General features: G+C 66.9%; 10 protein-coding genes. 4 read left to right on the top strand and 6 right to left on the bottom strand.

From position 1 onward, the window contains the following. Window positions 1–3 precede the first annotated feature (3 nt). Window positions 4–846: a nitrilase-related carbon-nitrogen hydrolase gene (locus KBX21_RS04055; protein ID WP_049569062.1), complete on the bottom strand. Its 843-nt coding sequence runs from the start codon at window positions 844–846 to the stop codon at window positions 4–6. Window positions 847–1,224: 378 nt separating this feature from the next. Further along, window positions 1,225–2,130 (bottom strand): DUF4352 domain-containing protein, encoded by a 906-nt coding sequence (locus tag KBX21_RS04060; protein ID WP_247665136.1) that lies wholly within the window; start codon window positions 2,128–2,130, stop codon window positions 1,225–1,227. Window positions 2,131–2,297: 167 nt separating this feature from the next. On the opposite strand from KBX21_RS04060, the gene KBX21_RS04065 reads away from it, so the two are divergent. Then, on the top strand, window positions 2,298–2,786 hold the full coding sequence (locus KBX21_RS04065; protein ID WP_049579982.1) for a flavodoxin family protein: 489 nt from the start codon (window positions 2,298–2,300) through the stop codon (window positions 2,784–2,786). Window positions 2,787–3,020: 234 nt separating this feature from the next. Then, window positions 3,021–3,743, top strand: coding sequence for a response regulator transcription factor (locus KBX21_RS04070; RefSeq protein ID WP_049579944.1), 723 nt, complete (start codon window positions 3,021–3,023; stop codon window positions 3,741–3,743). A gap of 383 nt (window positions 3,744–4,126) precedes the next feature. Here KBX21_RS04070 and KBX21_RS04075 read toward each other — a convergent pair whose 3' ends face one another. Continuing rightward, complete coding sequence (locus KBX21_RS04075) at window positions 4,127–5,311, bottom strand: DUF418 domain-containing protein (RefSeq protein ID WP_247665137.1); 1,185 nt, start codon at window positions 5,309–5,311, stop codon at window positions 4,127–4,129. Window positions 5,312–5,448: 137 nt separating this feature from the next. On the opposite strand from KBX21_RS04075, the gene KBX21_RS04080 reads away from it, so the two are divergent. After that, window positions 5,449–6,705: a sensor histidine kinase gene (locus KBX21_RS04080; RefSeq protein ID WP_247665138.1), complete on the top strand. Its 1,257-nt coding sequence runs from the start codon at window positions 5,449–5,451 to the stop codon at window positions 6,703–6,705. After that, on the top strand, window positions 6,702–7,355 hold the full coding sequence (locus tag KBX21_RS04085) for a response regulator transcription factor (protein WP_210841012.1): 654 nt from the start codon (window positions 6,702–6,704) through the stop codon (window positions 7,353–7,355). Before KBX21_RS04080 ends, KBX21_RS04085 begins: the two co-directional genes overlap by 4 nt. A gap of 131 nt (window positions 7,356–7,486) precedes the next feature. On the opposite strand, the gene KBX21_RS04090 is transcribed toward KBX21_RS04085, so the two are convergent. The 3 genes from KBX21_RS04090 to KBX21_RS04100 all read right to left on the bottom strand — a co-directional run. Beyond that, on the bottom strand, window positions 7,487–7,900 hold the full coding sequence (locus tag KBX21_RS04090; protein ID WP_210841013.1) for a hypothetical protein: 414 nt from the start codon (window positions 7,898–7,900) through the stop codon (window positions 7,487–7,489). A gap of 32 nt (window positions 7,901–7,932) precedes the next feature. Then, a complete protein-coding gene (locus KBX21_RS04095) occupies window positions 7,933–8,340 on the bottom strand; it encodes a toxin-antitoxin system YwqK family antitoxin (protein WP_110049780.1) in 408 nt (135 codons plus the stop codon). A gap of 9 nt (window positions 8,341–8,349) precedes the next feature. After that, window positions 8,350–11,063: YwqJ-related putative deaminase (locus KBX21_RS04100; RefSeq protein ID WP_210841014.1), on the bottom strand; the 2,714-nt coding region annotated here is incomplete at its 5' end.

The following is an 11,063-nucleotide window of genomic DNA, read 5'->3' on the forward strand; positions in this document are numbered from 1 at the left end:
GCCTTACCCCTCCACCAGCGGCCCGTAGGCGTCGGGCCTGCGGTCGCGGTAGAACGCCCACTGCTGGCGTACCTCGTCGACCAGGTCGAGGTCGAGGTCGCGCACGACCAGCTCGGCGTCGGTGTCGGAGGCGACGTCGCCGACGAACTGCCCGCGGGGGTCCACGAAGTAGCTGCTCCCGTAGAAGTCGTTGTCGCCGTACTCCTCGACCCCGACCCGGTTGATGGCCGCCACGAAGTACTCGTTGGCCACGGCCGCGGCGGGCTGCTCCAGTTTCCACAGGTAGGCGGACAGGCCCCGGCTGGTGGCGGAGGGGTTGTAGACCAGCTGGGCCCCGGCCAGGCCGAGCGCGCGCCACCCCTCGGGGAAGTGCCGGTCATAGCAGATGTACACGCCGATCCTGCCGACCGCCGTGTCGAACACGGGCCAGCCGAGGTTGCCGGGGCGGAAGTAGTACTTCTCCCAGAAGCCCTTGACCTGCGGGATGTGGTGCTTGCGGTACTTGCCGAGGTACGTGCCGTCCGCGTCGATGACGGCGGCGGTGTTGTAGTAGAAGCCGGGCTTCTCGACCTCGAAGACCGGCAGCACCATGACCATGTTCAGTTCCCTGGCCAGGGCGCTGAACCGGGTGACGGTGGGCCCGTCGGGGACGGGCTCGGCCCAGCGGTGGTGTTCGGGTTCCTGCACCTGGCAGAAGTAGGGGGCGTTGAAGACCTCCTGGAAGCCGATGACCCCGGCTCCCTGGGCGGCGGCGTCCCGTGCGTACTTCTCGTGGGCGGCCATCATCGATTCGGCGTCACCGGTCCACTCGGTCTGTACGAGTGCGGCCCGGACGGTGTTCGGCATGGTCCCTCGCTCCTCTTCGAGCGCCGCCCGGAACACGGGCGGCTCAGAACGCCTGGTACAACCGCGTACGGCCCTTTCACACCGGTTCCCGCTTTTCGGGGGAGACCGTCTGCGAGTGGGACGGCGCGTTGTAGAGGTCGCACCTTAGGTAAGAGGAGAATGGCCGGTCAACGTCCGACATCCGAGGTACTTGGAAAGAAACGGGTGAACCTTATTCACCCCCGTGGCCACAGTTCACCTATGTCCTTTGTGTGGCGAAATCAATTCAGAGGAAGCGACAGGTTTCACCGCGCTGCGGCGGGTGATTTCATGTCTTCGCACACATGACTGAGGGCGACCGGGCGCGATGCCCGGCCGCCCTCGGTCGGCGGGGGCGGGTCAGCCGGTGACGTCCACCTCGACCTCGTCGCCGCCCAGGAACTCGGCGCTCAGGCCCATGTGCGAGATGTCCGAGGGGTCCTCGACGTCGAAGACGATCGGCACGGTCTCGGAGTCACCCGGGGAGACGGCGACGTTCATCCGGAAGTCGTCGTCGAAGTCCTCCGTGGCGACGTAGTCCTCCGGGATGGCCGTGCCGCTGGAGTCGTACAGGTGCTGCTCGTCGCGCCAGAACTCGATGTCGTCGTTGCCGTCCGGACTCACCTGCACGTACACCACGACGTACTCGCCGTAGGGCGTGTCCCCCGGGACCTCGGCGCCGACCTCGATCTCCACGATGCTGAAGACCATGCCGTTGTGGCTGACCTCCTCACCGACCCCCGGCATGTCCGGGTTGGAGCGCTCCTCGCTGCCGAGGCCGGTGCTGGTGCTGCCGGCGGACCCGCTGGAGCCCTCGGACTCCGAGCTGCCGCTGGTCTCGCCCGAGGTTTCGCCCGAGCCGCTGTCGCCGCCATCGGAGAGGAAGAAGACGAGGAGCACGACCAGGGCCACGCCGATGACGAAGAGGCCGCCGCAGCCGAGGCTGATCCACAGCCACGGGCCGCCGCCCTTGGACGGGGGAGGGGTGGGCGGGCCGTACTGGCCGCCCGCGTACTGGCCCCCGTACGGGTCGCCGCCGTAGCCGGGGCCGGGGGCCCCACCGTAGGGGTCGCCTCCGTAGGGGCCTGCGCCGTAGGGGCCGCCCGGACCACCGGGGGGCATCCCGCCGGGAGGCGGACCCATCGGCGGCGGGCCGCCACCGGGAGGCATCCCGCCGTGGGGCATCCCGCCAGGGGGCATTCCGCCGTGGGGCATGCCACCGGGCGGCGGGCCCATCGGGGGCTGGCCGCCACTGTGCGGATCCATGGGCGGCTGTCCACCGCTGGGTGTTCCGTAGGGCGGAACCTGGTTCGGGTCCTGCCCGTGGGGAGGAGGCTGATTCATGGGGTCCTTGGCTTTCCTTGCGCGGAGCTCACGGTGAGCGGGAGCGTGTGACCGGGCCACGCGAGGGGGATCTGCCTACTGTGGGGGGCATGGCACGACTGCTCATCGTTCACCACACGGTCTCACCCGCCACGAGGGAACTGCTGGACGCGGTGCTCGACGGCGCCCGAACAGACGATATCGAAGGCGTACGAGTGCAGGTCAAGGCGGCACTCTCCGCGAATGCCGCGGACCTGCTCGAAGCCGACGCGGTCGTACTCGGTACCCCCGCCAACATCGGCTACATGTCCGGTGCCCTCAAGCACTTCTTCGACACCGTCTACTACCCCGTGCAGGTCGACACACAGGGGCTTCCGTACGCACTGTACGTCCACGGTGACAACGACACCTCCGGAGCGGTCCGCTCGGTGGAGTCGGTGGCCAAGGGTATGGGATGGCACCGACACCGGCCCCCGGTGACCGTCACGGGGCGTCCGGACTCCGAGGCCCGCGAGGCGTGCTGGGAGTTGGGGGCGGTCACCGCGCTGGCCGCCCTGGAGCACGCGGGGGAGGGAGCGGAGGCGGAGGAGGCCGGGTAGAGGGACCGGGGGGAGGGGGCGTACGTCACCGATGGTCGTCGATCTTCACTGATGCCGGAAGGCGGCGGAGAATTCCAAGCACATACCGTTCTCTGAGCACTTATGGGACAGTGGAGAGAGCCTCGCTGAGGGAGGATTCGCTGGTGAACTCCCCCTTTGTCCGGATTCTCGGAACCGCCGTCAGCGAGCCGATCCGGAAACCCGGTATTTCGGTTATGCGTAATAGGAGTTCTGGTGAGTCCCCACTCCCTGTCACCCGCTCGGCTCAACTATGCCTCGGAGGAGGTGACGGCACCTGCGGCCCCCATCCGGGTGCTCGTGGTGGACGACCACGCGCTCTTCCGGAGGGGCCTGGTTTCGGTCCTCAACGACGAGGTCGATATCGACGTGGTCAGTGAGGCCGCCGACGGCGACGAGGCGGTCGTGCTCGCCACCGAGCTCCGGCCCGACGTGGTGCTGATGGACGTGATGATGCCCAACTCCACGGGCATCGAGGCCTGCCCGAGGATCCGTGCGGCGGTGCCCGAGGTCAAGTTCGTCATGCTCACCATGAGCGAGGACGAGGCGGACCTGTTCGAGGCGCTCAAGGCGGGGGCCACCGGCTACCTGCTCAAGGAGATCGCCGTCACCGACATCGCGCGCGCCGTCCGCGCCATCGCGGAGGGGCGGTCGTTCATCAACCCGGCCATGGCGATCAAGCTCATCGGGGAGTTCGCGGGGCTGGCCAAGCAGGAGCGCACGCCCAAGGCCGCGCCCGCCCTCCCCGAGCTCACCCCCCGTGAGACCGAGGTGCTCAAGCTGCTGGCGCGCTCCCTGAACAACCGGGAGATCGGTGAGCGCCTGTTCATCACCGAGAACACCGTGAAGAACCACGTGCGCAACATCCTGGAGAAGCTCCAGGTGCACTCCCGCACGGAGGCCGCCATCTACGCCGTGCGAGCGGAGTACCTGGGCTAGTTGCGACCTACGGCCTCGGTGCGGTGCGGTCGCGGCCCTGGCTCGGATTCGGGGCTATCCGCGCCGTCCTGTGGTGGTGCCCGGCCGCGCCCGTGGTGGGTCGCGACGGCGCTTCCGCGCGGTCGACGCCTCGCGAGCCCCGCCCCTGGCCGCGTCGCCCCGGGCCGAAGGGCAGCACCGGCGAGTGTGAGTGGCGGCGGTCCGGACTGCTCCGACCGTCCTCCCATGCGCGGGCGGTTCGTGGGCCGACCTTGGTGTGCGGGGTCGGCTCCTTCCACCCCCAACGTGGCAGGGAAGCCCGGACGGACCTGCTGGCGAGAGCGCGGTGGCTGGGGCGCGCCGTCCTCGGGGGGAGCGGGCCTCCGACGCGGCTTCGTCGGATGTCAGCCGCGCGGGTCCGGGTGCCTCTCCTCGACCTCGGGCGGGTCGGGAACGCGATCCCTCTCGGGGACCAGGGCCAGGACCCGGGCCTGGAACATCTCCATGGGCCCCCGTGGGAACCGGGACAGCCACAGGCGCGAACCCGCCACCAGCACCAGGCTGATCACCGCCCAGGCGGCCACCATCCAGCCCGCGTGGTCCGCCAGATGGCCCATGCCGAGCCCCCATGAGTAGAAGATCAGCGAGGCCAGCAGGTTCTGGAGGATGTAGCAGCTGAGCGCCGTCCTTCCCACGGCGGTCAGGGAGGCCGTCACCTGCCCGGGGCGCCGCACCCGGTCCATCAGAATTCCCACCAGGCCCACGTACCCCAGCATCAGCACCAAGGCGAAGGCGTTGCGCCCGGCCATGCCCAGGTCGTCGGGGAAGGCGGCGGCCAGTGCGTTGAGCGGCAGGCCCAGCCCCAGGCCCCAGACCGCCATCCGCCACCGCAGGGCCCGGCCGAGCGGGTCGTCCCCGAACGCTCCGGCACGGTACAGGCGCACCCCCAACAGAAAGAGAAACACCATCATGGGGAAGGCGATGACCATCTCCAACCGGGTGGACAGGAAGCTCGTCGCGCGATCCAGGACCTGGTCGGAGTAGCTGCCCTCCCGGTACAGCTGGTCCCACTCGACCTGTGCCGGGGTCAGTCGGGTATGGCTTTCGATGGAGAAGACCAGGCTCATGATCACCGTCACGCCTCCGATGAAGGTGAGGTGGACCCCCAGGGCGGTCCACATCACCACCGTGCGCGTCCGCTCGGACAGGCCCAGAAGGTAGACGACCAACAGCGCCGTCACCGCGTAGCCCATGAGCACGTCCCAGGCAAAGAGGAGGACGACGTGCAGGGCTCCCTCCACCAGCAGGAGGAGTGCCCGCCAGGGCTGCTTGCCGGGCCAGGTGCGGCCACGGGCCATCGCTGCCCGGTGCTGGATGGCCAGGCCCACGCCGAACAGCAGGGTGAGCATGGCGAAGAACTTGCCGCTGAGGAACAGGGACCGCAGGCTCTCGGCGACGGGTCCGTAGCCAACCGATCCGGGGTGGCCGAAGAGCCAGATGTTCATGCTGAGTGTGCCGAGGATGGCGATCCCGCGCAGCACGTCCAGGAGCGGTATTCGCTCGGTTCCGGGGGTTCTGGTGGTGTCCATGAACGCATGGTGCCGAGGAGGGGACCGCCACGGCATCTGCCGAAGGGCACAGGCCCGGTCCCCCTTCCCCGTACGCCTTTCGGCGGACGCGGGGCCCACGCGCCGTGCCGCACCATGGACGGATGAGTGCGGCGAGGATGGGCGAAGCAGTCGGGCGCCAGCAGCGGTGGCGATGGCTTTCCGTCCCGGTGCGCGACTCCGTGGTGGCGTTGCTGGTGGGGCTGCTGGCGCTCCAGATTCCTCCGCTCCCTCCGGAGGCCGACACAGGGTGGATCCCCCACACGGTCGTGCTGCTCGCCTGCGCCCCGCTGGTGCTGCGACGACGGTTCCCGGTGTCCGTCGCGGTGGTCACCGGGGTCCTCGTGTTCGTCTCGTACGCGGCCGTGGGCCACGACGGTTCCCTGCTCGCCGCCGTGGTCGCCGTGGTGACGGCGGCCCATCGGCGCCCGGGCGCGGCGCTACCGCTCGCCGTGGTGTCGGTGGCGTGGTGGTACGCCTACCAGGTGATTCTCTTCCCCTCCGCCAACTCCCTGGTGGAGTGGTCGGGGGATCCGTCCGCACCGGCCGCGTCCGTGATCGGGGACGGCCTGGACTTCACCCTGTGGGCGCTGCCCGCCCTCATGCCCGTCCTGGCCGGGTACGTGTGGTGGCTGCGGGCCGACCGCGCCGAGGGGTTGCGGCGCGCGGTGCGCGACTCCTTCGAGCGCGAACGACTGCGGGAGCGGGACCGGCTGGTCCGCGAGGTGCACGACATCGCCGGGCACCACCTGAGTGCCATCCGGTTGCTGGCGGTCGGTGGTCGGCAGGCCCTGGAGGGGCGGGACCCGGAGGCCGAGGCCGTGCTCGGGTCGGTCGCGGAGCTGTCCGGACGCGCGGTGCGGGAGGTGCGCGAACTGTTGGACGCGTTGCGTGAGGACCGGCTGTCCGAGGCGGTGCCGGGTACCGGGTTCGCGGACCTTCCGTCCCTGACGGCTGCGTTGGAGGGCACGGGGGTGCTGGTGGAGTTGGTGATGCCGGTGGGGGTCGGGGACGGTCTGAGCGAAAGGGTGGGAGCGGACGTGTACCGGATCGTCCAGGAGTCCTTGGGCAACGTGCTTCGGCATGCTTCGGCGCGACGGGTCCGGGTGCGGCTGACGCGCTCGGCGGACGCGCTCACGGTCACGGTGGAGGACGACGGTCGGCGCGTGCCGGTGGAAGCGGAAGGTGACGGCGGGATCGGCCTGGCGGGGATGCGGCAGCGCGCCGAGGAGCTGGGCGGCGTCCTGGAAGCGGGGCGGCGGCCGGGCCGGGGCTGGCGGGTGCGGGCCGTGCTTCCCGTGGGGGGTTCGCGGCCGGACGCGTCGGGCGGTGCCGGAGCAGTGGAGGAGACCCGGGTCGGGGAGGGGACGGGATGATCCGGCTGTTGGTCGCCGACGACCAGCCAGCCGCACGTGAGGGGCTGCGGCTGCTGTTCCGTCCGGTGAGGGACGTGGAGGTGGTGGGAGCGGCGGCGAACGGCCGGGAGCTGGTGTCCATGGCGCGACGCCTGGGCCCGGACGTGGTGCTCACCGACATCCGGATGCCCGGAACGGACGGTGTCTCGGCGGCCCGGGAGCTGTCCGGGCTCTCGCCCGCGCCGCCGACGGTCATGCTGACCACCTTCGACACCGACGAGTACCTGTTCGGGGCGCTCCAGGCGGGGGCGGTGGGGTTCCTGCTCAAGGAGAGTGACCCGGAGCTGTACGTGGAGGCGGTGCGAGCCGCGGCCTCCGGGCAGGGGGTGATCGACCCGAAGGTCACGCCGCGGCTGGTGGACCGGTTCGCGAGGACCTCGCCCCGCACGCCGCCTCGGTTGGTCGATGACCTGACCTCCCGTGAGCGGGAGGTGTTGGTGCTGGTGGCCAGGGGGCACAGCAACGCCCGGATCGCCGGGGAGCTGGGGATCACCCTCGGCACGGCCAAGGTCCACGTGGCCCGGATCCTCACCAAACTGGGGGTGGAGAGCCGGGTGCAGGCGGCCGTCTACGCGTACCGCCACGGCCTGACCACCTGGGCGGACGACTAGGAACAGTTTCGTGGGGGGAGCATGACTCCACGACCGCTGATCCGGGTCCAAGAGATTCACTTATCGCGGTGATCCCCTCAGGTGGCAGTCACCCGATCATAGGCGCGCACCAGTCGCTGCTCTACGCAGTCTCAGAGCCAGGGTGCGGGACGTTGCTCGCCAGTCTCCGGATCAGCCATAAAAGTGACCGGCTCGAAGCGTTCCTGCTTGACGATGTTGAGGCTACCGTCCAGCTCGCGGTGGAGGATCAAGTTTCCGAGAGCATCGTAGATTTTTTCCCAGAGTAGTCGACCCTCCTCATCCCACCCTTGCCAAGACCCCACTCGCCCGTGCTTGTGCCTCCTAATTCCCTGGCAAACGAGTTTTCCTCCCGGCTCCCAAATGAGAACCTGGCCGTTCTCAAAGCCTTCCTCGTAGGTAGTCAGCTCAACTTGTCGGTCTTCCAGTTCCCTGACTACCTGCCCACTGTACGGCTCTCCGTCATGATAGCCGCATCCGGGATTCTCCTCTGAAAACTGAAGGTGTCCGGATTCGATTCTCTGCACTTCTATCCTTCGTGGTGAGTTTATTCGAGTAACTATCTCCAGCGGAGGGGGCCTCGGTCGCCCGTCCGAACCGATCGGGGAATTCGGTAGGGCTTTCGCTTTTCCTCTCCGGAGAAATTACCGTGTGCATCCCACTCTCGGATGAGTCGGATGTTTCCTGCTTCGTCGAAAACTATCTCGCGAATCAGGTTCCCGTCCCGGTCCCACTCGTGCCATGGGCCGACTGCGCCAATGAGCCTTCCCATGTAGCCCTGAGAGATCAGTTGACCGTCTTCGTTCCAGCTGAGCCTGGGGCCTTCTGCTATGCCCTCATGGTATGTGGTGAGCTCGACGGCTACCCCGTCTTCGTATTCGACTACCTCGCCGGTGAACAAATCTCCATCCAGTAGAGTGTAAGTGTCGTCAGGATATTCCACTTCTTCTTCTCTGACGCGGCGCAACAAAATCTCCTAAGTGTTGTTCCTCGGGTCGCCAGGCATAAACCAGAGCTTACCAGACTTGGGGCTGGTCGCCCCGTCGGTCATCCTGCTGCAGTTCGCGCAGCAGGGAGAGTTCTTTTTCCTCTCGATGTTTTCTTCTCGCGTTCTTTTTTCGTCGATACTCTCATTTTCGATGGTCGACTTGTCCGGCTTGGGGCCATCCTTCAGGAAGAATCTGTTTTCTAGCATAAAGTCGCTCATTTTCGCATCCTTTCTAGCTAGAAGTAGCTCGTTCAGCGCCTTGACTTCGGCATGTCGAAGTGGATCGTCCCAGTGTGGCATGTCCGTTGGATTTCCGTCGGAATCCTGGCCTCCCTCTCGAGTCATCTTTTCGAGCCTGTCCTGCAAATGCGGGTGGAGGTCGTTTTCAGGATCTAGTCGAACAGTTTTGTCCTTTCCGTTCATGCCCTCGGCCAGCAAGCCAGTTCTTCGGTCCATTACAAGAGAGTAGACTCCTCCCTTTGCTCCTCCCAAGTCTGCCCTGCTGATCTGGACTGATACGGTCCCGTCGCCCGGGGCCTTGCTGCCATCCTTGAGATTGCTCCTTTCAATAAGAAGCTCGCTTCGCTTCTTCTTGTTCCTATCCTGCCTCTTGTCGTTGTCTGCGACCTCCCCGTCAGTGAACAGCTTGATCTCTTTTTCGCGCTCCAGTGTTCTTTGGTGAACGAAATCCTCCAGGGGTTTCCCGTTTACGGTCTCAATGAGTCCGTTTCTCCTTTCGATCTTATATCCATTGTCTTCGCTGATTCTTTCGAGGATACCGCCTCGGGAAAGGTTGGTTGGGATCTGCCTTGGGTCCCCCGGGGGGATTGTTGTAGGTTCAGGAAGCCTACGAACACGTTCATCGTCAAGTGAATAGGATTCCTTTAGATCCTTGGACCATGCTCCTTCTTCGGGTTTGGTGGTGTAAGTGACTCGTTCTTGATCGTCATTGTGGCCGGTGGACTCGTTGTGATCTCCTTCGTTCCTATCGTGGTCTCGCTGATCACTGTTCCTGTCTGTGGCCGAGTCCCCGTCTCCGTCGCGTTGGAATCTGGAGTCATTGCTGTCCTCTGAGCCGCCCTTAGAGGGAGAAGGACCCTCTTCGGACTGGTTCTGGACGCTGTTCTTGTTGTCCTGGACATCGGCACTGCGGTCGCCTCTGGTGTTGTCGGCGATCTCGTTGCCTGAGCGGTTACCGGAGCCGGGGGTGTCGATGTCGGTGGCGTTGGCTCGGACCGGGACAGGTGTGGGGGTCTTCTTCGACTCGGTGAGGACGTCGCCGTCGTTCCTGCTCGGAACCAGGGCCGGTTCGGGCTCGGACCCGGAACGGTTCGGTTTGATGTCGACCGAGTCACCGGAGTCGCTCGTCCAGTTGGGGGGCTTCTCCGTGTCGTTCTTTCTCGAACCGTCCCCGGAGGCGCCCTCACGCGTGCTGGTGTTCTGAGAGACCCGGTCAGCCCGGTTCAGATCCCCACCAGTGGGCTCGGTGTGCTGCCGGGCGTTGACAGGCCGACCACCACCGGAACCGGACTCACCGCTGGAGCTGGAACCGCTGCTGCTGGTGGTGTTCAACCGGTCCAGGGACGCGGTGACCTGAGCGACCTGGGTCGGGGTCATGTTGCTGGTGTCGATATTGACGACCGGTGCCCCGTTACCGCCGTAGGTGGGCACCTCGGGCAGGTTCGGCAGATCCACCCCGCCGCCGCGGTTGGAGCCGCCCATGCCGTCCAGGATCGCCATGCCGCGCCAGGCCATCAACGGCACACCCACCACCGCGCCCACACCCGTGGCGGTCAACACCGCACCGCCCACGGTCGCGCCGATGTTGAGCAGCGCGGTCCCGATCACGTACCCGGGCCGCTCGCCCCATTCCTCCCAGGGCACCACCGAGTGCGCCAGGTCCTTCCACGCACCCTTGACACTGTCCGCGCTGGCACGCCCGAACTCACCCGTCTCGGTGTCATACAACCCCACCAAGGACGCGGCCGAGGTCAGGTTGTCCCAGTGATACTCCTTGAGCGAGTCCCCCCACGACTGCTGGAACCACCCCTGGGAGGAGTGGGCCCCCACCATCGCCCCCACACCCTCGACCGCGCCCACACCAAAGTCCCATGTGGCCGCGCCAGCGTCGATCCACCACCCGTGGTCGGTCCCGGCCCCGGTGACGCCCCATTCGGTGGCCAGCTCGGACAGGTCCTGCTCGAAGCCGTGGTAGAACACGTTCGGATCAAGGTCGGCCTCACCCTCGGGATACTTCTCGAAGCCGGTGCGGTGGGGGATTTCCTTGTTGATGGCGTTGGCGCAGGCGTTCTCGATCTCGGTGTAGTCATCGATGATCCGCCCGCCCTTGGCGATCAGTTCCTGGTTCTCGGCCACCAGGGGACTGTCGTTGCCCACGATGCGGTCCCAGCGCCCGTCGGCTTTGCGCCAGTCCTCGCCTTCGGCGGCGATGCGGGCCCGTAGGTCGTAGGCCTCTGAGCGCAGGGTGGACCAGCGTTCCTTGATGCCCTCCACCTCGCTGGCGAAGGTCTCCAGCGCGGTGGCGGCGTCGGCCAGGCCACCGGAGACCTCTTCGCCGTCGGGGGCGATGGGGTCCAGGACCGCGTGCAGGGTTTCGGCTTCGGGCGCGGAATAGCAGGTGGTCAGTCCGGACCAGGCCGAGGTGATGCTGTTGCCGGTCTGGCTGATGGACTCGCCGATGG

Origin of the sequence: Nocardiopsis sp. B62 (assembly GCF_018070675.1) — a bacterium.
Taxonomy (GTDB): Bacteria; Actinomycetota; Actinomycetes; order Streptosporangiales; family Streptosporangiaceae; genus Nocardiopsis; species Nocardiopsis prasina.